Raw genomic sequence first — 25,064 nt, 5'->3', positions numbered from 1 at the left:
TTCTACCTCCTGAATATAGGATAAAAAAGGGCCTCGTCCAGAAAAGGACGAAGCCCGATGTCTCCGCAAATACCACCCGTTCTGTATACGCCGCCCTATGAACGGTTATATACGCTCCCTCTAACGGTGGATACCGGCATAGCCTACAAGATAATCAGTCTCATCATTCAGCCTGCAACTCCGGAGTGATATTCACACAGCCTTACTCGTCCCGAACTCACACCATCGCCGGGTCTCTGAACCTTTCTTACTGTCTTACTGTCTCCATCACAGTCTCTATTATATTGCTCTCATTATAAAATTCCGGGAATTAATTGTCAAGCCCAAAATCCTTTGTTTACCGCTGCTCTGCCCGAATCAGTACCTGTGTGACCGATTCTTCCATGCTGCTGACTGCAAAATCATTAAGTCCCATTTCATAGGCAAACCCAGATAATTCCAGCCGGTTCTCATCGGCAAACCGGAGCATCCTTTCGTATAAGCCGGGAAGCCTGTCCCAGCCGCCTCTTCCATAACCGCAGAGGTACATTCCTCCGGGCCTCACCAATATCTCCTCCTCCCTGCTGTCCCGCGGCGCAGGTGTAAAAAGGCCTTCGTACCTTTCAAAATTCCCCTGTCTGACCTTGTCAATGGAAATATAGCTTCCTATCCCTTCCCGGTACTGTTCGACAGTCCATGCCTCCTTCACATGGACCGCCAATTTCTGCAGGTCATCCTCCTCAAACCCATAAGGGGTCGTCAAAAATCGTTCTTCCTCACATTCGGACAGCCGAACCTCGCCGTCCTGGACTGTACGGCACAGGACAAGCTTCTGCTTTTTATCCAGGAGAACCTTTTTATTCTTCTTCAGTCTCCGGATCTCTCCTTCTATTTCCCGGATCTTTGTGTCCGCCAAACGTGTAAAATCATCCGCGTTGGGATTGTCCAAATAGTCTTTGATCTCGCTGATCCCCATATTCAGTTCCTTCAGCATCCGGATATATTCAAATTCAATGCTCTGTAAATAATCATAATATCTGTACTTGTTTTCTCCTTTGGAACGCGGGGAAAACAGACCGATATTATCATAATAATGCAGAGTTCTCTTATTGACGCCATGCAGTCTGGCGAACTGGGAAGTCGTCAGTTTTGCTATTTCTCTATTCATACCTTTTAATACCTTTCAAACAAATGATTTATGTAATTGAGCAATAGATTAGGCAGGAGGAAATCCGATTCCATCCAGGCGGCTCGCTGGCAGCCGTAACCAGAATCTTTACGGCCTCCAGTCGGTCCTTTCCAACTGCCATGGATAAATCGATATTTTTCCATGGCAGATTCCAATAAAAACCTGCATGAGATTCGGTTTTTACCTCCCTGCGGCCGGGAAGATCCTGCTAACGCCTTTGCGGCGCTCGCCTTACGATGGAATCGGATTGTTCCTCTTTGCCTTTCTTCCCGCACCGAAATAAGCGCTCATTCGCCTTGAAAGTCATTGGAGCGGCTGCCGCGGCCCGCTGCCATAAGGCGCGCGGGCCGTGTGGATATCTAATCCACTTCTGAAATCTGAGAAATGAAATTTGTCCAGTACAGTGCGGCGGGCAGAGCACCGGCAGAAAGATTCCGGGCCGGCCTAAAGGTGAGCGCCGCAGGGCAGCGGCCGGTGTTCCCCATGCGGAGGGAGACAGAAACGAAAAATACCGATTCCGTTTCTGAGCGAACCGGAGACGGGAAATCATTAAGATTTCCTGCCGACATGTGAGCGCTACTTCTGAAGCGGGGATAAAGCGGCCCCTGTATCGCCAGCGAACCGAAATCGTGACGGTCCGGAACTTCTGCCGGTGTTTATATTGGAGCTTAATCGGAGCTTACTAAGAAAGATTTCAAAAGGTATTTTGTATTATACCTTGACGCACGAAGTGCGCCTGCCCGAAGGGTATGAATTAAGGGGTGCCCTTGGGTATACCCTTCAAATAAATCTCCTCTCCGCATTTTTTTCTTGACTTTACACCTGCTGGATACTTTATAGTCATTATACACCGGAAGTAAGAAACAGAAAAGGAGTTCTATTCATGAACAGACAGATTATACTGAGAAGTTATCTAGAGAAGGATTCGGAGGCGCTGACGGCTGTCATCAGGGAGGCGTGGAAATATGATGAATTCAGCAGTCCCAGGACCGCGGAGAAGCTGGCGAAGATATTTCTGTACAGCTGCCTTTCCAATCAAACTTTTACCCAAGTCGCGGAAGCAGACGGCATACCTGTGGGTATCATCATGGTAAAAAATATAAAAACCCACAAATGCCCGCTCCGGTTTCGAATACGCCAGGCTGCCTCCATCTTCTCACTTCTTATAACAAAAGAAGGAAGAAAAACAGCCAAAGTCTTTCGGGACGTAAATGGAATCGACAAGGAACTGCTGGCGGGCTGCGGCAGAAACTACCAGGGGGAAATCGCTTTCTTCGCAGTCAGTTCCGCATACCGGGGATCCGGGATTGGAAAAATGCTGTTTGAAAAGGCATTGTCTTATATGAAAAGCGAAAACATCCGGGATTTCTATCTCTTTACAGATACAAGCTGCAATTACGGCTTCTATGAGCACCAGGGCATGAAACGCCAGTGTGAAAAGGAGCACTTCTTTCAGATTGGCAGCCAGAAAGCAAAAATGGATTTTTTTCTGTATGACCGTCATCTGTGACACAGCAAAGAGTCCGGCAAGCCGAACTCTTTATACTCTTCTGTAACGGCACATTTTACTTGTGATACAGAATCCTTATGGAATTCAGCACACACAGCATAGCAACTCCGGTATCGGCAAATACCGCCGCCCACATGGAAGCGAATCCGCAAAGGCCCAGTACCATGACTGCCGCTTTGATGATCAGGGCGAAGGTAACATTCTGCCAGGAGATCCGCTTCGTGCTTCTGGCGATCTCAAGTGCCTGGGGAATCGCTTCCACCCCTGAAGTCATGAATACCACATCCGCCGCTTCGATGGCCGCGTCGGCGCCGCTTCCCATGGCCGCTCCCACGTCGGCTCCGGCCAGCACCGGCGCATCGTTGATTCCGTCTCCTACGAACATGACGGATCCGTACTTTTCTCTCATTCTGGTCAATTCAGCCAGCTTATCCTCCGGAAGCAGCTTTGCCCTGACCTCATCCAGCCCAATCTCTTCTGCCACGGCTCTGGCGCTCTCTTCACCGTCTCCGGTCAGCATGGCCGTTGCCACATTCATTTTCTTCAGGCGGCGAAGCGCAGGCTTTGCGTCCTTTTTAATGGTGTCCGCAACGACGATACGCCCGGCATACCGCTGATTGACCGAAACGTAAACCTCAGAACCAAAGGTCCCGGCCTGGCTTCCCTCCATGGATACCAGGAACTTATCCATCAGCTTCTTGTTTCCGCAGAGGATCTCCGCTCCGTCCAAGGACGCCCGTATCCCGTGCCCCGCTATTTCTTCCAGGCTGTCGGGTTTTTCCAGCTCAAGGCCCCGCTTCCTGGCCTCTGCCACGATGCTGGATGCTATGGGATGGGTAGAGCTTTGTTCACAGCTGGCGCAGATTCGGAGCAGGTCATCCGCCGTCAGTACCCCCGCCGGCCCGTCTATACTCACATCTTTTAAAGAAGCGGCCGCAGGCACCGCCTCCTGAACTACAAAGTTTCCCTCCGTGATGGTCCCGGTCTTATCCATCACCACGGCGCTGACCGCGCTCATCGCTTCAATGGATACTCCGCCTTTAAACAAAATTCCTTTTTTCGATCCCGCCCCGATACCGGAAAAGAACGCAAGCGGCACGCTGAGCACCAGAGCGCAGGGACAGCTCATCACCAGAAATGACAGAGCCGTATAGACCCAATAATCCCAGTTTCCCGTCGCCAAAGACGGAATCACCGCCGTTGCTGCCGCAAGCACCACTACAAATGGGGTATATATTCTGGCGAACTTTGTGATGAACCGGTCGATCTTCGGCTTACTGGCGGCCGCGTTCTCCACGGAATCCAGGATCCTTGTCACCATGGATTCCTCCAGTACCTTTTCCACACGGACCTTAAGCTGTCCTGAGGTATTCACGCAGCCCGACGTAACGGCGTCGCCCGCGCCGGCGTGCACCGGCACCGGCTCTCCCGTGATCGGCGAGGTATCGATCCGGCTCTCTCCTTCCAATATCACGCCGTCCAGCGGAATCCTGTCTCCCGGCCTTACTAACAGCACGTCGCCGGCCCGCGCTTCTTCCGCTCCGATCACCCGGATCTCATCGCCGGATACCAGGTTCACCACCTCCGGCCTCATATCAACGGCGTCCATGATCTGGCTGCGGCTTCTTGCCACCGCCCTCTGCTCAAAGTATTCTCCTATCCTGTAAAACAGCATGACGCCCACTGCTTCCGGATATTCTCTGATGGCAAAGGCTCCCAGCGTAGCAATACTCATCAGAAAATTTTCGTCAAACACATGACCCTTTGTCAGATTGCGGAACGCTGTCCACACAATCTTAGCCCCCAAAATAATATAGGCTACGACATTTATGGGAATTATAATCTCCGGACCGAATCCGTTCTTCTCCAGCAGCTCGCCTGCTATGAACAGAACCGCGCCGAGGATAATACAGATCAGGGATTTCTTCTCCTCCGAAATGCTCTTTTCTTTTCCGCGGCCCCTTTCCGTCTTTTCGCTCCGCTCCTGTTTTTCCACCGCTTCGGCGGCCGCGGCAGTATCCCGATCCACCACCTTCACTCCCTTTTCGATGGAAGTGCAGATTTTCTGGATCTGAGGGAGATATTCTTCCGGATCCGGCGCCGTGATCCGAAGCTGTTTCGTCGCATATGTCAGTGTCACGGCCCCCACGCCGGGCAGCTGTGCGATTTTCTGCTCCATATTGGAAGCACAGTGAGCGCATCCCAGATTCTCCAGAATATAAGTTTTTGTTCTGGGCACTGCGTGGCCAACACTCGTTTTCCGCGTTTCCTTCCGCACGATCCGGACATCCGGTTCAATGGATGTACAGATTTCTTCAATCTGAGGCAGAAGGCCCTCCGGATCACCCGCTGCCAGCCGAAGCTGTTTCGTCGCATATGTGATCGACGCCGACTCCACCCCCGGCAGCTTCTGAATCTTCTCCTCCATCTTGGAAGCACAATGAGCGCATCCCAGGTTTTCCAGAAGGAAAATACTTTTTTTTGTTCCTTTTCCCGTTTCATCTAAATCAGAAATATGACTGTGGGCATGTTCATGATGGTCGTAATCACATCCGCATTTCTCGCCATGTTCTTCGTAATCGTGGCTGTGATGATCGTGGCCGCAGCTGCACTCTCCTTCATGCTCCTCGTGATTGTGGCTGTGGTCGTGATGGCCGCAGCCGCATTCGTCGGGCTGATGCTCCAATATCGTAATAGGACGTCTCATAACAATCCTCCTCTGGATTATATTCTCGCAAAAACATATGAATAAGTGTTCATATATTAATATAAGCACTTTTCCAGCGGATTGTCAAGCAAAATATATCCAAAATATCCAGCATCAATATACATGTTACAACATTTTTAACGCCATTCCCATAAGACGGTCGGATTCATCCGCCATAAACAGGGGAATGTTTAGCAGATCATCATCCAGTTTCAAATTATCCAGCGAAAAACGGACGCGAAGTTTTACCTTGTCACCGTATTTTTCTTTATACTTTTTTAGGCTCTTTGCCTCAGTATTGGTTTCGGCTTTAACCTCTATGGGAATGATATCATTCTCCCGCTGGATGATGAAATCCACTTCATATGGCGGGTTATTCTGTGACCAATATCGAGGGGTAACCTCAAATTGATTTCTCAGCGTCTCCAGCACATAGTTTTCGGAAAGCGCGCCCTTGAACTCCACAAACAGGCGGTTTCCCTCTCCGAAAGCAGTCGGAGCCAGCTGATCAAGTCTGCGAAGCAGGCCTACATCCACCAAGTAGATCTTAAAAGCCGATAAATCGTCATACGCGGAGACAGGCAGTCCCGGCGCAGTGCTGCGGTAAATTTTGCTGACCAAATTCGCATCAACAAGCCACTGAAGTGCATCTTCATATTCTCTGGCCCGCGCACCTTCCTTAACTACTTTATAAATAAATTTTTTGTTTTAGCGCGCAAGCTGAGAAGGAATGGATTTCCAGATCATGGATATTTTGGGAAACTCCTTCACATCTGGATGTTTAGCGAAATCCCGTTCGTATGCTCCGATAATATTAAATAAGGCCGTCTGCATTGCCTCCACATCTCGTTCCTTCGTCCACATCAGTACAGATTCCGGCATGCCGCCGGTGACATAGTACATTTTCAGTTTTTCATACAGAGGATTGAAAAATGCTTCAGGAATCGGATTCAGCGTATCTACGTTTTGCAGATAATGCACTAAATTTTCGTCTCCATTTGCCATTAAAAATTCTGTGAAATTCATAGGATTAATCTGCATAAAATCCACTTTCCCCACGGGGAAAGAAGATGGGGTGGCAAGTGCAATCCCCAGTAAAGATCCCGCACAGGCAATATGATATTGCGGGGCGTTTTCACAAAAATATTTCATAAAATTGACCACTTTAGGACAATCCTGTATCTCATCGAAAATAATCAATGTTTTTTCCGGAACGATTTTCTGACCGCTGGCCAAAACAAGATTCTGCAAAATACGTTCAACCTCTTTGGTAGTCTCAAAAAAATCTTTATATTCTTCATTCTCATCAAAGTTAAAATAAGCTGTATTATCGTAATAGAGTTTACCGAATTCTTTCAGTATCCATGTTTTCCCCACCTGCCGTACACCCTTTAAAATCAATGGTTTACGGTATTTGGAATTTTTCCATTTCAATAGATCATGTAAAATAAATCGGTCACCAATAAAATAATCTCAAAACGGCCGGGTAAGGACTCCTTCTTTTATCTGCGCCACAATATCGGCTTCATCCGCTAATTCTCTGCTGTGGGTGACCACGATCACACATTTTTGCTTTTCATGGGCATTCTGCTTCAGAATCCCGATGATCTCCTCCGCCGTCGGCTCATCCAGGTTTCCCGTCGGTTCATCGGCCAAAAGAACATCTGTATTTCTAGCCAGCGCCCTGGCGATCGCCACTCTCTGCTGCTGCCCGCCGGACATTCTAAGGATATTTCTTTGGAACAGCTCTTTCGGTATCCCGACCTCCTCCAGCTGCCGAAAAGCCTCCTCCTTCCCACAGCCGGACAGCATGACATTTTCGCAGGCCGTCAGATAATCCACCAGGTTATAATTCTGAAACACCAGAGAGCTGTGATCCCTCCTGTGTTTATTGAGGCCGGTATCTCTTATATCCGTCCCCTCATACAAGATCTTTCCGCTGCTCGGACAGTCCAGGCCGGCCAACAGAGAGAGGAATGTGGTCTTTCCTGAACCGCTGGCCCCGGTCAATGCGTACATATATCCTTTTTCAAATCCCATGGTGACCTGATCCAACACCTTCCTGTCCTTTTGGGCAGGGTAATAATAACTGACGTCTCTTGCTTCCAGTATCAATACCATATCCTCCTTAACTCATCTCACTTAAAATATGAACCGGACTCTTCCGCATCATGACAGCGCCGGCCAGGGAAACCGTCCCTGCGATCAATATAACGACCGATATTCCAGTCAGCGCCCTCATATCCCGCGTGATATCTATACGGACGCCTGCGAACGTTTCCGTTTCTCCGCCTCCTCCGCTGACCATGCCGGCATCGGCTTCCTTTTTTCGTTCTGCTTCTTTGGCCTGACTCCCAGCCATATACTCCGCCGCTGTCCCCGCGATAGCCGGCGCGGCGGCAATGGACAGGGCAAAAGCGAAGATCCCTATTACCAGGCCCTCTGTTAAAAACTGGGCCCAGATTTTCTTCTTGCTGTCCCCCATCGCAAGATAAATTCCGATTTCATGATTCCGGCTTTTTATCCAGTAAAGGAAAATCAGAAACAGTAGAAAAACGCTGGATATCACCACGATCGCCAGCATGATATCGCTGGCCTTGGAGAGATCATGAAAATTATCCGCCATCCGGCTGCTGATCCCCTGATTGTCTATCAGATCATACCGCTCTTTCGTGACGACCGCTTTTTCCATCTCCGCCTTGACGTGTTCATACTTATCCATATCCTCCACCAGGAAAAGCGCCTGCTGATACCCCGGATCACCTTCACTCCCCTGTATGATCTCCGGAAAACGCAGGTTTGTAAAAATAGTGTTTTCCGAAGTAAACGTATCTCCCGTCATGGTATGGGAAATCTTATTTTTTATCTGAAAGATTCCGACGACCGATATCTTCCGGTCATTTTCCCCCTGCTTGTCGTGGTAACCTCCAAGGGTAATGGTGTCTCCCGTCTCCAAATTGTTAAGCTGGGCCAATTCCTCCGAAATGACCGCCGCGTCCCGGTCGTCTTCCTTTACCCACCGCCCTTCTTTAAGCACGATGTTTCCGTTCAGAACATTTGGATTCCGCGACGTATCCAGATCCCCATACAAATTCACCCCCAGAAAATCCTGACTCTGGTCCACATCTTTATATTCGATTCTGGTAAAATCAACAGGAACCGCGACGGTGTTGTAAGTAGTCACATTGTATCCTGAGATACCCTCTATTCCGGCCAAGGCCTTGATATCCTCCGTTAATACGGAAGAAAACGAATTGTTGGGAGCCGTGGACATCCAGAGATTTCCGGGAAGAGGAATCCCCGGCACCTCTCCGGAACGCTTCCGGTAATCCTCCAGATTGATCTCCAGCCTCACGCTGCTCCCGGCCGACGCTTTCGCCTTATCCTGGACTTGTATACTGGAGTTCTTCCCGGCCATCCCGGCCAGCAGAAGGCTGCTGATAACGAATACCACAGAAAACAGCAGCAGCGTCTTTAAAGGTTTCCTGACGACCGAAAACATGCTTCTTTTCCATATTCTCATATTTTTGTTTCTCATCTCTTTCCTGTTATGGTTCATTCATTTTTTGCAAGGATTGCCCTCGGATTCATTCTCAGCACCGGCAAAAGCGCCGCGGCGGCGGCCGTCCAGACCACCAGCATACCCAGAAAAAGGGCAGCGGCAGCCTCCGCTCCCGTAATGCTCACCTGTACCGCGGCAAAATCCGTCATATCTGGTATGATGCCTCCCGCAAGTATCCCGGCCGCCTTGCCGCCCGCTAAAACCGATGGAAGAAACGCCGCCAGAAGAATGCCGGAGCCCTCCGCCATTACCTGCATACAGATATTCGCCTTTCCATATCCCATGGAAAGATATATGGCCAGCTCCTTTTTCCTGTCCCGTATCCACATGGACAAGATCAAGAACAGCGTAAGTCCAGAAGCCAGAATCGTGACAGCGATCAAAAATTCCGTCAGCCGTCCTGCTTGTTCCAGGGACCCCTTCATCCGGTCATACATTCCGGAACGATCCGATATCTCATACCTCCCGCCAAGGCTTTCATAAAGCTCTTCCGCAAATGCATCCAGTGCCTCCGGATCTTCCAAATAGAAGGACACCCGTTCAAATTCGTGCGCCGCCGTCGTTCCCTTTGAGACGCTAAAATCAGCAAATATCTGATTTTCCATCCGAAGCGCTGGAGGGACCGCTCCCTGCTGTTCAACAGAAAGCCCTGGGCTTTCAAAGATACCGGATACTGTCACCGTTCGTTCTGATTCCGCCTCCGCTCTGTCATCATCCCCGTCTTCTGTGCCCTCCAAAAACCGGACTGTCAATTTATCCCCAACGGTCAGGCTATTCTGTTTTGCAAGCCATTTGGATATCACAGCCCGCCCCGATTCCGCTGCCCCGGATATGGGATCTCCCATTATCATCCTGTATTTGAGATTAACAAAATCCTCACAAGAATCACTGCTGTCGCAAAAATGCAGGGTGATGCCGCTCTCTGTGTCCCCTTTTCCGGTGTTATCCAAAACCGGAGAAAAATCCACGGGTTTCGCCGTCAGGCTGCTGTTCCTGTTGATTCTTATGATCTCCTGTCTTTTTTGTATCAGATCCACATCCTTTTCCGTCACCGGCTCTCCTTTGTCCATCCGGCTCACTTCCAAGCTGGTTTCTGTCCTCTTCTGGATCTGCTTTTTCAGTTCAAAAGACGCGCCCTGGACACCCAGCATGCTAAGCAGCATTGTGCCGGAAACAGTCAGGCAGAAAAATATGATCAGAGATTTCCCCCTTTTCCTGCTCGTATAATACCACGCCCGCCTTACAACATTCACTGTTCATCCTCCTCACTGTCCGTCCATCTTACAATTACGACGGTTTCCGCTTCCAGATTTCCTCCTTGTTCCGTTCCCCAGGCAAAAACCGTATCCCCTTCCATGAATTCCTGTTCGTCTGTCTCCGCGCTTTTCTCTTTGCCGGTCGAAGGATGGATCACGCACACCCGGAACACGGTTTCTGTATTCCATATGAGGCATACAGGCCTGTCTTCCGTATCCTCAAGGATAACAGAATCCCCATCCGCTCTTTCCACAGTCCCCTGGACGTCTGCGTCGTCAAACCGGATACGGTTCCAGTCATTTTCTTTATCCCCATATTTTTTTCCATACTCTTTTGCTGACAGCGTATCGGTCAGAGCCTCCGGCAGCGTAAATCCCCCAGATTCTTTTTCCTTCTGTGTTAAAGAATTCTCCTTTCCATTTCCCTCTCCGCACCCGGCGCACATGAACAGTAAAATCAGAAACGCCGCCGCCATCCTCTTTATTCCCATTTAGGCCTCTTCCTTTCTTTGTCCGGTATCTTCACTGAAAACGGACGATCACGATCCGCTCCGCCTTAATCTGGACATCATCGCTCATATCTCCGAATACCGCTATCTGGGTGCCCTTCTTTATCTGTTCCGTTCCACAGTCTGTGAGGGTGCTGTCATACGTATTCCGGTCTATCGTCAGCAGCTGGCAGGCCGTTTTTCCGGTTATGGACACCGTGACCATATCCTCTTTCTGTTCTTGGCCCTCCACGTGCTCCCACGCAATAGCACCTCCGTCATCCGCCTCCCCCGAATATACTTTGCTGATGCGGTATCCCGATTCCAAAAGCTCCGTTACGCTCCCCTGTATATCACAGGTTTCCAGTATATCCTGTACCTCTGTACTCTTTTCTGCACTTTCCCCGCCTGAGCCGTTTTCTTGACCGGCCGGCGTACCCGCCGTGCCTGTTCCATTCCGGCTGCCGGTTCCCTCTTCTTTTTCTGTACCTTTTCTGCCGTCCGTTTTCTGACATCCCGCCAGAACAAAAATACAGAGAAACATGGCCGCTGTCAGATACAGGACCGCCTTCCTGCCTTTTCGTCTTCTTTCCTTTACTGAATATCTCATGAATCCAGCCTCCCATCTTCTCGTTTTCTTTTCCGCATTATATAAAAAAAGTTCTCCAAAAGTCCTGGAGAAACAATGAACCTTTTCTGAATACCGGCCGGATTTTTAGAAGACTTTTAGAGAACTTCAATGGTATAATAAGAACAGATTTATTCGGACTATATTTCAAGGAGAACATTCATGAGGATCTTATTAATAGAAGACGACACAGAGCTGGCCGGCATCGTCGCCGGCCGGCTGGAAAAAGAAGGATACCGTATCGATATCTGCAGCGACGGAAGAAGCGCGCTGCACTATGCTTTAAATCCCGACTACGCTTACGATCTGTTCATCCTTGACCGCATGCTGCCCGGGCTGGACGGGCTTTCCGTCTGCCGGCAGATACGGGAGCGCAATATCTCTTCTCCCGTTCTTATGGTGACCGCCATGTCAGAAATCGACGATCGGGTGGACGGACTGGACTGCGGGGCCGACGATTATCTCACAAAGCCTTTTGCCGTAAAAGAGCTTCTGGCGAGAGTCCGCGCCCTGCTCCGAAGACAAGGCGCTGCCGCGGGCTCCAGCCTCATTTCATTTTCAGATTTAAATTTTTTTCCAGGAACGCGGGAGTTGTCCTGCGGTTCCGCCTCCCTGACCTTATCCGGAAGAGAATCCTCGCTTCTCTGTGCTTTTCTCTCCCGCCCTCTGGAGGCCATGAGCAGAGAACAGCTGATTTTTTCTGTCTGGGGGACAGACGCTGATGTTGAGCCGGGGAACGTCGACAACTACGTCAGTTTTCTGCGCCGGCGCCTGCGGGAATTAAACAGCCGTGTTTCCATAAAGACTATATATGGTTCCGGTTTCTTGCTGACAGATAAATGATTCCATTGGAGGAAGCTATCATGAAGCCATTAGAACAAAAACTGACCGCACTCTTCACTGGCTGTACCGCACTCTTGTTTACCTGTGTGCTGTTATTCTCCATGTATCACACGGTAAGCCAGTACCGGGAATATGAAGACGCCATTTTTCGTTCCAGACTGAATCTCTGTATCTTTACGGTTCAAGGCGGCGAGCCCCTCACGGAGCCGTATCTCAACGGTCTGAAGGACTTTTACTTCCTGTTCAGCTATGACAGTGACGGCATTTCTTCCATGACCACCGGCGGATGGACGCCGGAGACCCCTCCGGAAATACTTCTTAAATCCATTAAACAGCGCGTTACCATACAAGACGCGGACAGCAGCGCCGGCGCCGGACATCCATCCGCAATCGAAACCACGCCGGCGGTGATTGGCGGGGAACATGGAGACAGCTATCTGGCCTCGGCTGCCGTTGTATCCGTAATGGGGGACAAGTCCAGCACCTTTTATCTGCTGATGCTCCGTTCTCCCACTTTTTTCATTGTCCGGCGGCATCTTCCGTTCTACTTGTTAATCTGGACGTGCGGCATTATATTTCTTTTTTTCCTGAGCCGTTTCCTGATCGGAAAAGCCGTACGGCCCCTGAAAGAAGGCATAAAAAAACAAAGGGGATTTATTGCCAGTGCGTCTCACGAGCTGAAATCCCCTCTGTCTGTCATTATGGCCGCGGGAGAATCCGCCCTCCAGGTGAGTCAGAACCCTCCCGAAACCGTCCGCGCGCTTTTAATTTCCCAAAAAGAATGTATCCGGATGAAAAAACTGATATCCGACATGCTCCTGCTCGCCTCCGGCGACAGCGGGAACTGGACACTGCAAAAGTCGCCCTTAAGGCTTGACGACCTGCTGATCGACTGTTTTGAAGAGCTGGAAGGAATCTGCCGCTCCAGAAACTGTTCTCTGGAACTCCTTCTTCCTGATTATCCGATGCAAAAGGTTTCTGCCGACCGGGAACGGCTGATACAAGTCCTGCATATTCTGCTGGACAACGCGCTCACCCATTCGCCGGATGGTTCTCAGATCACCATTGCCGCAGGCCGGGACGGCCGCTTCCTTTTCCTTTCCGTCACCGACCATGGAAGCGGGATCCCGCCCGAAGACAAGCCCTTCATTTTTGAACGATTTTATCAGTCTGACAAATCCCACACCCAAAAAGACCATTTCGGACTGGGGCTGAGTATCGCCAAGGAGATCCTTCAGCTTCACGGCGGAAAGATCCTGCTCACCGATACGCCCGGCGGAGGATGTACGTTCCGGCTTCTGCTTCAAAAACTTTTATAATCCTCCCAGCCCCATGGTGGAAGGAAGCCACGTACAGGTCCAGGGAACCATCGTCACGATAGCCAATGCGGCAAGGAGCACGACAAACCACGGTATCAGCGCCTTTACCAGACGGCCGAAGGAGATCTCGCCTACCTTGTTGATGGCGAACAGCACCACGCCGAAGGGCGGGGAAAGAACACCGATCATCAGGTTCAGCACCATGATGATGCCAAGGTGGATCGGGTTGATCCCAAATGCCACGGCTACCGGCAGGATGATGGGCGTCAGGATCGTGATGGCTGACACAGTCTCCATGAACATACCCACCAGCAGGAGCGCCAGGTTCAGGATCAGCAGGAACACGTATTTGTTGCTGATGCTGTTCACGATAAACTCCATGACCGTCTGAGGGATCATGGCCTTCACCAGCACGTTTCCGAATAAAGTCGCCGCTGAGATCAGGATACAGATACCGATAGCATCCGCTACAGTCTCCTTCAGCACTTCCACAAATTCTCTGAAATTGATCTCCCGGTATACAAAGATACCCAGAATCGCCGCATAGATCACCACAATGGCGGCCGACTCTGTAGGCGTGAAGATACCGGTGTAGATACCTAAGAGAATAATAACAGGCGTCATACAGGGCAAGAATCCCTGCTTGCACGCGTGAAGGAGCTGACGCTTCGTGTAAAGCCGGTCTTTCGGATACTTCTTAATGATAGCATAGACAAACACCAGAGCCATCATGACTACGCCCATGATGATCCCCGGGACTACGCCTGCCACGAACAGCGCGCCTATGGAGGTACCGGAAATGGTTCCGTACACTACGAGGGGCATACTGGGCGGGATGATCGGGCCCAGGGTCGAGGAAGCAGCTGTGACGGCACAGGAGAAGTCCTTGTCGTACCCGGCATCCTTCATGGCCTTGATCTCAATGAGGCCCAGGCCGCTGGCGTCCGCGATGGCCGTTCCGGACATCCCGGCGAAAATGAAGCTGGCCAGTACGTTCACATGGCCCAGACCGCCGGGCAGCCAGCCCACTATGGCCCTCGCAAATTTAAACAGACGGTCGGTAACGCCGCACTTATTCATCAGTTTCCCGGCGAGCAGGAAAAGCGGCACCGCCAGGATCGTAAAGCTATTGAGACCCGCCATCATCTGCTGGCCGATCGTGATCCATTTCATACCCGTGCTGAACCGCATGATGAACAGGGCAGAAAAGCCCAAGGCATAGGTGACCGGCATGCCGGCCAGGAAAAGAACCAATAAAAGTAACAATCCCCAGATCGGATCCATATGCTATTCCCCCTTTTCTTCCAGTTCTTTCTGTTGTTTTTCAAATTCTTCTTTTGCAGTCTCCAGCTCCATGGCGTCCTTCTCATCCTGTGAGACATAGACAGCCTGGCCGGTCAGCAGGAATACACATCGTATGATGTTGAAGATCACAGTGGCCACCAGTCCGACCGCCACGATGATATAGACCCAGCTGATATGCAGCCAGCGGTTAGACGCGGCGATGATGCCCTTCGCGTTTTCAATGTTCTTGATCATACTGTAGACACAGATCCCCGCGAATACAGACATGGCGATATGAAAGACCGCCAGGACCGCATGCCGTATTTTTCCCGGAAGCTTATCGAATAAAAAGGTCACGCATACGTCCGTCCCCCTCAGGGCGGCGATGGGCCAGGCCAAGAATGCGAAGATCACATACGCATATCTTGCCAGTTCCTCCGTTCCTGTCATGGAAATGTTTAATTTTCTGGCTATTACCTGAAATACAATGACCGCAGTGATAAATACAAGGAGTATACTGTCTATGGTCACGACTGCCTTTTCAATCCCATCCAGAATTTTATTAAATGTTTTCACCCTCGTTCTCCTCTCCTTTGTTTTTTAAAAAAGGAAATAAAAAAACACCCTTTTGCCGTATATTCCTATGGAATATACCCTGGCGGGTGTCCTGAAACAACATGAAGTAAGCTAGTATCGACCATAATTTCATCGTTACCGCAACACTTACTTTTCATTTTCACCTGCCAAAATCCCCCTGAACCCATTCTAAAGAGAATATTGTTCAGGTGATCTCAAAGTAATTGTTCCATAACTCATGAAATTAATTTAATTATCCGGCCGCACATTCCTGCGCCTGACGTCAGAATAAATCGGTATCAGAAAAAAACGGTTCCCCCTTCCGTTTCTATCCTCTTATATACAATTTATATGTAATCTCCGACGCCCCCGTCAACCATCTGCACGATGGACACTAGCCCTCCTTTCGTATATTACTTCTATGAATTTGCCCCTTTTGTCCTCCATCCGCCTCTAATCATTCTGATATTATAAATAATTCACAGCCGATATAAGACAATTTAACATGAAAGATAAAATAATTATACCTTTTCTATCTTTCATGCTCCTCGTCCCACGCCATAAAGAAAACATTAAGATTTGTGTCGATGCCACAAAACCTATGGGGTTTCCATTTCCCTTGCCTGCTCCATAAGAATACACGTCTTGCTGTGAGGGCACTTCCCATAAGCACAGCCGGCGCTCTCCAGACGGATCTGCCCGTCCCTCTTCACAAATTCGCAGATCACTGTCCTCGTCTCATTGAAGTTCTTGCAGAAACCGCTGAACATTTCTTCTATGAAATCGTCATCCATAACAAGCCTCCCATAAAGGTTTACATTTCTTTTTCGTATTTTATACGGCAGCAGACACCATACACCTGAATAAACAGATAAGCGGAAACCAACAATAGAACAGGTATCATATCCACTCCCATGAGTGCAAACGCAAGCAGCAGAGCCCCAAATACATATGTCATCAGGTCATACGCTTTTGCTTTTGCGGAATTGGAGATCATAAGATTCCGCTCATCTTTTTTATCGATCTCCATCTGCCTTTGAAGCTCTGGGCTGTTTCCAACCGCCTTGTCTGCAGCAATATTTCCCATCCCGTGCCCAAAGATCCCGCAGCCGACTCCGACGCAGACATATGGCAGCGCGGTCATAAATCCTGTGGGATCTTCAGCCGTTTTTATCAGAAATAAGCCTAAGGCCGCTAAAACAATCCCCCCTATGACGAGAAGATAATTTCTTTGCTTCTTCATTTCGTATCCTCCTCATATATAAAAATTTCTTCAATGCTCATGTTAAAGTATCTCGCGATCTTAAAGGCCAGCAGAATGGAAGGATTGTATCTCCCATTTTCCAAGGAGCCTATTGTCTGGCGGGATACTTCAAGATCAGATGCCAGCTCTTCCTGTTTAATGCCCTTTTGCTTCCTCAATTCTTCTAAACGATTTTTCACAGTGTCCTCTCTCCCTTACGGAAAGTTTACTTTCCATATGTCCATTATACCAGATTTGCAGTATATGTCAAGCTAACTTTCCATAAAATCGTCAAGAAAATTGGCTCAAAAAGTCATAGATAAATTAAGCATAATCTAGTGAAATTGAATCTTGTATATGATATTATGGGAATAAGTCAAAAAGATAAGCGAAGAGAAAGGATACGCATCCATGGAATACGGTTTGATCGGTGAAAAACTCGGGCACAGCTACTCAAAACTCATTCACGAAAAGCTGGCGGACTATACTTACGACCTGGTCCCCCTCTCTCGGGAGGAATTTCCGGAATTTATGAAAAGCCGCGCCTTTAAGGCCGTTAATGTGACTATTCCCTATAAAAAAGAGGTCATACCCTATCTGGACGAAATGGACGCCCATGCCGCTGCCATAGGAGCAGTCAACACCATAGTGAACAAAGACGGCCGGCTCATCGGCCATAACACCGATTTTTCTGGTTTTGAATATATGACGGTATCCAGCCAGACAGAGGTATTGGGAAAAAAAGCTCTGGTGCTCGGAACAGGAGGCGCATCCCTGGCCATACTGGCGGTCCTTAAGAAGCTGGGAGCGGCCTCCATTATCTCTGTGAGCCGGAGCGGCAAAGGAAACGCCGTCACCTATGAGGAATGTCTGGCTCATCATACGGACGCAGAGCTCATTGTAAATACGACTCCTGTCGGTATGTTCCCGGACCTCTCGTCCTCCCCTCTGGATCTGACCCCCTTCACTGCCTGCCGGTGTGTGCTGGATATCATATACAATCCCGCCGTGACCCGCCTTGCCGCCCAGGCGCGAAGCCTCGGCATGAAAGGGATCACGGGGCTTCCTATGCTGGTGGCCCAGGCAAAATATGCCTGTGAATTTTTCCTGGAACGTAAGATCGACAACCGGGTGATTCCTGAAATCACAAGAGAGTTAGCGAAAGGAGAGCTGATATGAAACCTCTGACGATACGCGGCAAGAAATTGGGAGAAGGAATCCCAAAGCTCTGCATACCGATCACCGGCAGAGACGAACCGGATATCCTCGAAGCAGCCGGAAGGATCACCGGCCTTCCCCATGATGTAATAGAATGGAGGGCCGACCATTTCCGGAACGTCGCAAAACCGGAAGAGGTCCGCAAAATTCTGGCCCAGCTTCGCCAGGTTCTTCCCGGCTCCCTTATCCTGTTCACCTTCCGGACTATGCAGGAAGGAGGCAAGGGAGATCTGTCCGCCGAAGACTATCTTGCGCTCAATGAAATGGTCCTCCGAAGCGGTATGGCAGATCTTCTGGACCTGGAGCTGTATACCGGAACAGATCCGGCCATGCCGGAAGACCCCCTGTCTTCCTCGCCGCTTCTTCCTCTCCTTTCTCTGGCCCGTCAAAAAGGCACTTATGTTATACTGTCCAGCCATGATTTTGAAAAAACTCCTCCGGAGGCGGAGCTGCTTTCCCGCCTGTCCCTCATGGAGAGCATGGGCTGCGGCATCGCCAAGCTGGCTGTAATGCCTCGTACAAAAAAAGATGTACTGGCGCTTTTGTCAGCCACCCTCCGGGCCTCAGAGTCCCTGAGCTGTCCCATCATCACCATGTCCATGGGACCGCTGGGAGTCATCAGCCGGGCCGCCGGAGAATTTTTCGGTTCCTGCCTCACCTTCGGCACCGCGGGCCAGGCTTCCGCTCCTGGTCAGCTTGACGCGGAAAAACTGGCGGGCATCCTCCGTCTGCTGCATACATGATCTCAAAAGGCAGACGGCACCGCGATGCCCCCGGCTTCCTCCACTCCATACTCCAGTGCGAATCCCTGCACAGACTTCAGGATTCCTCTGTATCCGGAAGCCAGCTCTTCTGCAAAGCCTTTTCCGTCTTTTATCTGAAGATAATGGACAGCCGCCAGGCTCCTCTGGCGCAGTGTGTTCAGGCTTCTATTTCCATACCGGAAGAAAAACAGATAATATCCCCGCTGCAAAAGCCGTTCCAGCTTCATAAAAATCTCCTTCATAGGCTCCAGAGGAATGTTCTCAATGACTGTCGCCGTCAATACGGTGATTGGAAGCTCTCCCTCCCGCCTTTTCTCTTTGAGACGCCTCTCTGTAACCTTAAGGTCTATCCTGTCAAATGCCTGAAGGACCGCCGGCCCGATGGAGACGGCCATGAACTGCAGAGCGCTCATATACAGCAGCAGATCTTGCCTGTAAGTCTCCTTCTCCAGAAAGTGTACCGGAAATCCTTTGTCCGGCAGTTTTGCGTATGTCCCCTTACCATTCACGGTCTGTGCAAATCCCAGCTCGTTTAACATAGCTGCCGCTTTTCGCACCGTTGCCAAGGACACACCATATTCTCTGACAAGAGCCGCCTCTGACGGTATCCGGCTTCCCGCCGGATATTCTCCGGTCCCAATTTTTTTGATCAATTCTCTTCCGATATGCGTATAGAGACAGTTCCTTCTTTTTTCCGCGTTCCAGACATACGAAGCCTTTTGCTCCACTCCCTGTTCCGCTCTTTTATTCGGCTGCTGGTCTTCATACTTACGCACTGCCGCGGCTGCCCTGCGGTACATGGCGGCAAATTTCACTTCTACCTCCGGCAGATAATTTCTCTTCAGGGAATTTACCATATCTCTCATTCCGTACATCTTCTCTTTGCTCACCATTTTCCTGAACGGATGCTCCTCTTTTGAGCAGGCCTCCACAGGAATCTGAGTATACAGCTCCATGCTGGTATACAGATCGTTAAAAAGAAGATTATTGGATTTTTGCAAAATATCGTGAAACACCGCAGAGGTCACTCTCCATGTCCCTTCTATATCCTTCTTTGCCCCACGTTTTATGGCAGAATCATATTTTATAAAATCCTCCGTACTGCAGAAAGCGGCAGAGACAGAATAGAGGCGGGGCATCAGAATCGCCATAGTCTCATATACTTCAAAAATGGAAACCCGTTCCGACAGCACGTCCCTAATATTCCGCTCCCCTTTATTTCCCGCGTCTCTCCCGAAGACGACCACCGCCGGCTTTCGCTCCTCCGTCCATATATAACCATCTTTTTTCAAGGCTGCAAGCACATCACGGACCGTCCGCATACTGACGTGATATATGCCGCAAAGCTCTTTCATAGAAGGCAGCCGCCCGCCGTATGCCAGCCGTCCCGCCGTGATCTGCTCAAGCAGGCTTTGATATACAAACGCAAACAATGTCTGCTTCTTTTCTGAGATTTCTTCCGCCCTTCCCTCTTCCATCATGAAGATATTCCCTCCCCGCCTATATGCTTATGTACACAGATTAGCCCTTGTTTTATTCTGTATCAGACGCTACACTTTATTCTGTAATTTTCTGTCCTCCGACGGACAGCCAACACTGTTCCTCTATTCAGGAGAATCCTATGAAAAAACAGAAAAAGGGCCTTGCCTCACGGCATCTGAGCAGCAGAATACTTCTCTGCGCCTTCACCATACTTGTCATCGCCTTGTCTGTCATTGCCGTTCAAAATTCGGCAAAGCTTCAGACTGCCGTGAGCCAGAAGACACGCGCTTATGTATCCGATGTCGCCTTTCAGGTGCAGAACAACATTGACTTCCGCCTTTCCAGGCTCACCTATGACCTGGAGATGGTCGGTGACAGCCTGCTGAAAATCAACAACGCAGCAAAACCGGATGCCCTGAAAACGTTCCTGGATGAAAAAACACAGTCCCTGGGCTTTAACAGTCTTATTGTAACAAGCCCGGATGGAACTTCCTACAGTACAGGAGAACTTCCCGAAAACCTGTCAGAGCTTCCCGGCATAAAAACTTCTCTGGAAGGAGAAAACGGCGTCACTATTTTGGGCCGGCAGAGTATCCTCTATTCCATTCCCCTCATAAAAGACGGGCAAATGGCCGGCGTCCTGGCCGGTATCCGGAACAAGGAAAACATGCAAGAGCTGATCCGGACTCAGTGCTTCAGCGGGCTCGGCCTCACCTGCATCCTAGACCGGAAGGGAAAAGTCATCATTTCACCAACGGATCTGGAGCCTTTCCTCGCTCTGGATGATATTTTCGTCAAACAGGATGACCAGAATGTCTTAAATTCCATTGAGCAGATGCAGGTGGATATGAGAAACGGACAGAACGGACTTCTCTCCTTTACCGCGGCGGACGGGACCGATACCATCATGGCCTATAACGCGCTGGGCAGTTATGACTGGGTCCTCCTCACGCTGATACCGGCAAACCTGATTTCCTATGAAACAGACCAATATATCGCTAAGACCTATATCATCACTGCGTGTATCATCCTCCTGTTCGCGGCACTTCTGTCAGCCATGTTCTTCTTCTACAGAAGGCACCGCCGGCAGCTGGAACGCCTGGCTTTTACCGACCGTGTGACTGGAGGCATAAATAACCTCCGATTTCAGCTCATATGCCGGGAGCTCTTTCAAAAAGAGCCGGACAACGCCTATACCATCGTGTCCCTCAACGTCAAAAATTTCAAGCTGATCAATGAGAGCTTCGGTGTACAGCGGGGGGATGAGACCCTCCGGCATATCATGCACATCCTGGAGAAAAACCTCGGTCCGGAGGAGCTGGCAGCCCGTGGAGAAGCCGATAATTTCTTTCTGTGCCTGAAGGAAAACGAACCGGCGTCCATCCAGAAACGTCTGTCCTTGCTTCTTGGACAACTGAATGAGTTCAATCAGAGTATGGAGCCGCCTTATCATCTGGTGCTGCTGCAAGGCGCATATATCGTGGAAAACCCGTTCACGGAAGTCACCGTAATGCAGGACCGGGCAAAAACGGCCTGCAAGAACCGCCTGGGCCACGACGACGATACCTGTATATTCTATGACGCATCCTTTACCGCACGCCTTCAGAAAGAACAGGATCTAAGCGCGCTTTTCCTCCCTTCTCTGGAAAATGAGGATTTTAAAATCTATCTGCAGCCCAAGGTCCGGCTGGCAGATGGACGGGTCATGGGGGCAGAAGCCCTCGTCCGCTGGGATCATCCCCTCAAGGGTATGATCTATCCTTCCGATTTCATCCCGCTGTTTGAAAAAAACGGAAGCATCTGCCAGCTGGACTCTTATATATTCACAAAGGTTTGCTCTGTTCTGGAGCGCTGGATAAAAGAGGGACGAGAAATCTTTCCCATTTCCGTCAACCTCTCCCGGCAGAATTTTAAAAAACCCGGCATCCTAGAAGATTTCGCCGGGATAGCCGGACAGCACCATGTACCTACCGGTCTGATAGAGCTGGAGCTGACTGAATCTGTTTTCTTTGAAGACCAGGATATTGAAAACATCAAAGGCCAGATAAAGGAAATGCACCGGCTCGGTTTTCTCTGCTCCCTGGATGACTTTGGTTCCGGTTTCTCTTCCCTGGGTCTGTTAAAGGAATTTGATGTGGATACCATCAAGTTAGATCGGAGATTTTTCCTGGATATCTCCCAGAAAAAAGCAAAAGATGTGGTCTCCTGTCTTCTGGAGCTGTCCGGAAAGCTGAAAGTCCATACTGTGGCAGAGGGAATCGAAACCTCTGAACAGCTGGACTTTCTCCGCAGCATAAACTGTGAGCTCGTACAGGGATACATCTTTTCCCGCCCGCTTCCCGTTTCTGATTTTGAAGCCTGGGCTGACTCTCAGTGATCAAATCCCGTCGGCGAATTACAGCTTGTCTCCGATTCTTTCCGCGATCTCTTCTGCGATCTGCTCAACGGGTTTTCCGTCCGTCGGCACCGCAAAATCTGCGGCCGCCTCATAGGCAGGCCGCCTTTTTTCCATCAAATGGGCGATATATCCGACATTCATATTCCCATTGAGGACCGGCCTGGATTTCCCGCAGCGCACCCGCTCAAAGATGGTTTCTGGCTCGGCCGTCAAAAGCACGATCACTCCGTCGCGCTTCAGCGCTTCCACGTTACACGCCCGCAGAACCGCACCGCCCCCGCAGGAAAGAATCCGGCCGTCTCCCGACGCCAGCTCTTTTATCGCCTCCGTCTCCCTATCCCGGAAGGCCTGTTCTCCTTCTTTTTCAAAAATCTCCGCTATGGGACGTCCCGTTTTTTCCACGATCCACTGGTCAATGTCCGTCTCTTCTATGCCAAGACGTTCACTTAAGGCGTGGGAAACGGTTGTTTTTCCCACGCCCATAAATCCAATCAACGCAATATTCATGATTTCGCCATCTCCCTGTATTCCTGCTTCCACTGTGACAGCAATTTCTGGATCCCAGCCTTTCGTCTGATGGAATCCTTCTCCCAAAGCTCCTCCAATTCCTTTCCTTTTCCGGAATACATAAGGTGCTTATACAGAGTATCGAATTCTTCCTTCCATTTAAACTGCTGCTCTGCCGGCACCGCCAGCATCATGGCCTCAGGAAGCTCCAGCTCCTCGCTTATCTGGCAAAGGAAAAAAATTTCCTTCAGGATTTCTTCCTTTTCCAGGCTCTCATATGCCTTCTCCATACATTCCAGGGCTTTTTCGGCCTCAAAGAGCCCAGCATACGCCACACCCTTGTTGTGATACAGCGCGCCCATGAATTCTTTTGTCATTCCCTTATCCTGTTCCCCGCCGATTATGCTGTCATATAGATGTATGGCTCCTGCATATTTACGCTTCTGAAGCAGATAATCCGCCTTTTTCTTCGCCCGCTCGGAAGGATTGGCGCGGCGCATCCACTCCAGCTGAGTTTTAAATACTCCCAGCTCCGCTTCGCTGTAGTAATGGATATCCTGCAGGATCATAAACAAGATCTGAGCCATATCCGACTGGTCCGCGATCCACTTGCGGATCTTCTCTTCCAGCTTAGGCATGGCCAGCTCAGTGCCGATAAAATACAAAAGAGGCTCATTGATGAAATCACTTTCCAGCAGAAACACATAATTGTAGATATAATAGCAAAGCTCCTCCGCAGTATGCAGGGATATCCCAAGCTCCGCGATCGGATACGGATTCTTTACATTTGTATCGTTACATAAGATCAACCCACTCATAATGACCCCTTTTCCATCTTGTGTCTGTTCTCATATCTGAAAATCCTGACGTATCATCTGACCAGCCGCGGGAAAAAACTCTCCGAAGCCCCTGTCTATGACACGGATGCTGATCTTGGACTCGCTCAGAAATGCCGCGATCACCTCCACCTTTGTTGTCTTATTCGGCCTGGCCGGAAATTCATCCAGCTGGATCACCAGCTTGCTCTGGCGGCCGTTTCCCATCGGCGTCACAAGAAATTCCAGCACATTGGTATTGTCCAGTATAAAGGAAGCGGCAGCCTTTGCCTCATACCAATCGCTCCCGGCCGACGCCAGCACCAGCTGCCGTTCCCGGCCTTCATGCCAGACCTGCATGCTTATGGTGGACTGCAGACGTCCCTCACACAGACATACGTAAGGATAAGAGGTCTCCTCCTGCATATGATCGTACGCCATATACGCGGCCCCCCTGGCAAAAAGGCCGGGGCCGGAAAACGCCCGCCGCTTATTGCAGACAAAACGCAGGAAGCCGGCGGCCCACTGGCTGTCTTCAAAACCTTTTCCGGTCAGGAATACGGAGGTCATGACCTTCCTCTGCAGAAGCCGTTCGGCACAGGAGCTGAGAATCGTGTCACCCAGCTTTTTTCCAGCGTTCGTTTCCAGGATCTCCAGGCTGAAACCCTCCTCCAGCTCTTCGTGGCTCACCTCTACCACCTGCGGCTTCCTTCCCCGGATCACATTGAGCTCATAGTAATGGAGACCTGTCTCGGAAAGGTCGAACAGGCAGGATTGATTGATCCACAGCTCTTTTTTCTGGCTGATGACGTAAAACAGATACGTCTCCGCATGGTTTGCCATGTGTACGCATTCTCTCGGTATACCCATTTCATCTGTCACCTTGATGACCGTATCCATCACATCAGCGCTCTTATTTTGAAATGCGAACACTACCGACGCAAATTTATCGCTGCCCAGACGTCCCACCGGTATCGCCAGAATCTGCCTGATGAATATACGCAGCAGATCATCGGCAGAATATTTGATCCCCTCGATGGTAGCCGTCCCCTTTTTTCCAGCCAGCTTCACCAGCTTATCCACCATAGTACCTTTTCCATACAGGGCGCACCGGTACGCTTCCTCGCCAATAAACCAGGAATCTGTTCCCTTTTCCTTGCAGATGACCGTGGGGACCATGCAGGAACTCTCATCCTCAGTCAGCCCGAGATTCTCCGCCTCCAGGGTCTGCGGATTAAAATAGCTGATCTGGCTGTAATCATCGCATATGTCGATTCCCAATAGTAATTCCTGCAT

At 50.0% G+C, this 25,064-nt stretch carries 23 protein-coding genes and 1 pseudogene; 7 read left to right on the top strand and 17 right to left on the bottom strand.

Going from position 1 to position 25,064, the window contains the following annotated elements:
- Nucleotides 1–337: 337 nt before the first annotated feature.
- Nucleotides 338–1,147 carry a MerR family transcriptional regulator gene (locus H9Q78_RS10035; protein WP_249301449.1) on the bottom strand — a complete coding sequence of 270 codons (810 nt, stop codon included), beginning with the start codon at nt 1,145–1,147 and terminating at the stop codon, nt 338–340.
- Nucleotides 1,148–1,552: 405 nt separating this feature from the next.
- Here H9Q78_RS10035 and H9Q78_RS10030 point away from each other — a divergent pair, with 405 nt between their 5' ends.
- Together H9Q78_RS10030 and H9Q78_RS10025 are read left to right on the top strand one after the other, a co-directional pair.
- On the top strand, nt 1,553–1,741 hold the full coding sequence (locus H9Q78_RS10030) for a hypothetical protein (RefSeq protein WP_249301447.1): 189 nt from the start codon (nt 1,553–1,555) through the stop codon (nt 1,739–1,741).
- 310 nt (nt 1,742–2,051) lie between these two features.
- On the top strand, nt 2,052–2,678 hold the full coding sequence (locus tag H9Q78_RS10025) for a GNAT family N-acetyltransferase (protein WP_249301445.1): 627 nt from the start codon (nt 2,052–2,054) through the stop codon (nt 2,676–2,678).
- Nucleotides 2,679–2,733: 55 nt separating this feature from the next.
- On the opposite strand, the gene H9Q78_RS10020 is transcribed toward H9Q78_RS10025, so the two are convergent.
- The 7 genes and pseudogenes from H9Q78_RS10020 to H9Q78_RS09990 form a co-directional block, all read right to left on the bottom strand.
- Nucleotides 2,734–5,385, bottom strand: coding sequence for a heavy metal translocating P-type ATPase (locus tag H9Q78_RS10020; protein WP_249301443.1), 2,652 nt, complete (start codon nt 5,383–5,385; stop codon nt 2,734–2,736).
- Between the two features lie 126 nt (nt 5,386–5,511).
- A pseudogene (locus H9Q78_RS14590) lies at nt 5,512–6,849 on the bottom strand (ATP-binding protein).
- A 9-nt stretch (nt 6,850–6,858) separates the two neighbouring features.
- Complete coding sequence (locus H9Q78_RS10010) at nt 6,859–7,500, bottom strand: ABC transporter ATP-binding protein (RefSeq protein WP_408635205.1); 642 nt, start codon at nt 7,498–7,500, stop codon at nt 6,859–6,861.
- Nucleotides 7,501–7,513: 13 nt separating this feature from the next.
- On the bottom strand, nt 7,514–8,908 hold the full coding sequence (locus H9Q78_RS10005; RefSeq protein WP_249301439.1) for an ABC transporter permease: 1,395 nt from the start codon (nt 8,906–8,908) through the stop codon (nt 7,514–7,516).
- Between the two features lie 32 nt (nt 8,909–8,940).
- Nucleotides 8,941–10,200: an ABC transporter permease gene (locus H9Q78_RS10000; protein ID WP_249301437.1), complete on the bottom strand. Its 1,260-nt coding sequence runs from the start codon at nt 10,198–10,200 to the stop codon at nt 8,941–8,943.
- Nucleotides 10,197–10,694, bottom strand: coding sequence for a hypothetical protein (locus H9Q78_RS09995; protein ID WP_249301435.1), 498 nt, complete (start codon nt 10,692–10,694; stop codon nt 10,197–10,199). The genes H9Q78_RS10000 and H9Q78_RS09995 overlap by 4 nt, the downstream gene beginning before the upstream one ends.
- A 31-nt stretch (nt 10,695–10,725) precedes the next feature.
- On the bottom strand, nt 10,726–11,301 hold the full coding sequence (locus H9Q78_RS09990; protein WP_249301433.1) for a hypothetical protein: 576 nt from the start codon (nt 11,299–11,301) through the stop codon (nt 10,726–10,728).
- 180 nt (nt 11,302–11,481) lie between these two features.
- Between H9Q78_RS09990 and H9Q78_RS09985 the strand changes: the two genes are divergently transcribed.
- Both H9Q78_RS09985 and H9Q78_RS09980 read left to right on the top strand, forming a co-directional pair.
- The gene (locus tag H9Q78_RS09985; RefSeq protein ID WP_249301431.1) at nt 11,482–12,162 is read left to right on the top strand and encodes a response regulator transcription factor; all 681 of its coding nucleotides are present in this window, start codon (nt 11,482–11,484) and stop codon (nt 12,160–12,162) included.
- Between the two features lie 20 nt (nt 12,163–12,182).
- On the top strand, nt 12,183–13,481 hold the full coding sequence (locus H9Q78_RS09980) for a sensor histidine kinase (protein WP_249301429.1): 1,299 nt from the start codon (nt 12,183–12,185) through the stop codon (nt 13,479–13,481).
- On the opposite strand, the gene H9Q78_RS09975 is transcribed toward H9Q78_RS09980, so the two are convergent.
- The 5 genes from H9Q78_RS09975 to H9Q78_RS09955 all read right to left on the bottom strand — a co-directional run bounded on the left by H9Q78_RS09975 (nt 13,476) and on the right by H9Q78_RS09955 (nt 16,784).
- Nucleotides 13,476–14,765 carry a TRAP transporter large permease gene (locus tag H9Q78_RS09975; RefSeq protein ID WP_249301427.1) on the bottom strand — a complete coding sequence of 430 codons (1,290 nt, stop codon included), beginning with the start codon at nt 14,763–14,765 and terminating at the stop codon, nt 13,476–13,478. The genes H9Q78_RS09980 and H9Q78_RS09975 overlap by 6 nt on opposite strands.
- Nucleotides 14,766–14,768: 3 nt before the next feature.
- Nucleotides 14,769–15,341 (bottom strand): TRAP transporter small permease, encoded by a 573-nt coding sequence (locus H9Q78_RS09970; RefSeq protein ID WP_249301425.1) that lies wholly within the window; start codon nt 15,339–15,341, stop codon nt 14,769–14,771.
- A gap of 599 nt (nt 15,342–15,940) precedes the next feature.
- Nucleotides 15,941–16,135 (bottom strand): ubiquinone biosynthesis protein UbiE, encoded by a 195-nt coding sequence (locus H9Q78_RS09965; RefSeq protein ID WP_249301423.1) that lies wholly within the window; start codon nt 16,133–16,135, stop codon nt 15,941–15,943.
- 20 nt (nt 16,136–16,155) lie between these two features.
- Nucleotides 16,156–16,584, bottom strand: a complete 429-nt coding sequence (locus H9Q78_RS09960; protein ID WP_249301421.1) for a hypothetical protein — start codon at nt 16,582–16,584, stop codon at nt 16,156–16,158.
- Entirely contained in the window at nt 16,581–16,784 is a 204-nt protein-coding gene (locus tag H9Q78_RS09955; protein ID WP_249301419.1) for a helix-turn-helix transcriptional regulator, read from the bottom strand. Before H9Q78_RS09955 ends, H9Q78_RS09960 begins: the two co-directional genes overlap by 4 nt.
- A 211-nt stretch (nt 16,785–16,995) precedes the next feature.
- On the opposite strand from H9Q78_RS09955, the gene H9Q78_RS09950 reads away from it, so the two are divergent.
- Entirely contained in the window at nt 16,996–17,763 is a 768-nt protein-coding gene (locus H9Q78_RS09950) for a shikimate dehydrogenase family protein (protein ID WP_249301418.1), read from the top strand.
- Complete coding sequence (gene aroD / locus H9Q78_RS09945) at nt 17,760–18,545, top strand: type I 3-dehydroquinate dehydratase (protein ID WP_249301417.1); 786 nt, start codon at nt 17,760–17,762, stop codon at nt 18,543–18,545. The genes H9Q78_RS09950 and aroD overlap by 4 nt, the downstream gene beginning before the upstream one ends.
- A 2-nt stretch (nt 18,546–18,547) precedes the next feature.
- On the opposite strand, the gene H9Q78_RS09940 is transcribed toward aroD, so the two are convergent.
- Nucleotides 18,548–20,047, bottom strand: a complete 1,500-nt coding sequence (locus H9Q78_RS09940) for a GntR family transcriptional regulator (RefSeq protein ID WP_249301415.1) — start codon at nt 20,045–20,047, stop codon at nt 18,548–18,550.
- Nucleotides 20,048–20,187: 140 nt separating this feature from the next.
- Here H9Q78_RS09940 and H9Q78_RS09935 point away from each other — a divergent pair, with 140 nt between their 5' ends.
- A complete protein-coding gene (locus H9Q78_RS09935) occupies nt 20,188–22,425 on the top strand; it encodes an EAL domain-containing protein (RefSeq protein WP_249301413.1) in 2,238 nt (745 codons plus the stop codon).
- A gap of 18 nt (nt 22,426–22,443) precedes the next feature.
- Here the strand turns inward: H9Q78_RS09935 and H9Q78_RS09930 are convergent, their stop codons facing one another.
- Genes H9Q78_RS09930 through H9Q78_RS09920 form a run of 3 tightly spaced genes read right to left on the bottom strand, consistent with a single transcriptional unit; the run spans nt 22,444 to nt 25,064 of the window.
- A complete protein-coding gene (locus H9Q78_RS09930; protein WP_249301411.1) occupies nt 22,444–22,953 on the bottom strand; it encodes a shikimate kinase in 510 nt (169 codons plus the stop codon).
- Nucleotides 22,950–23,771: a hypothetical protein gene (locus H9Q78_RS09925; RefSeq protein WP_249301409.1), complete on the bottom strand. Its 822-nt coding sequence runs from the start codon at nt 23,769–23,771 to the stop codon at nt 22,950–22,952. Before H9Q78_RS09925 ends, H9Q78_RS09930 begins: the two co-directional genes overlap by 4 nt.
- Nucleotides 23,772–23,801: 30 nt before the next feature.
- Nucleotides 23,802–25,064, bottom strand: a complete 1,263-nt coding sequence (locus tag H9Q78_RS09920) for a DUF5716 family protein (protein ID WP_249301407.1) — start codon at nt 25,062–25,064, stop codon at nt 23,802–23,804.

It is taken from the genome of Qiania dongpingensis (assembly GCF_014337195.1).
GTDB classification, from domain to species: Bacteria; Bacillota; Clostridia; order Lachnospirales; family Lachnospiraceae; genus Lientehia; species Lientehia dongpingensis.
This window is presented reverse-complemented; position numbering and strand designations above follow the sequence as displayed.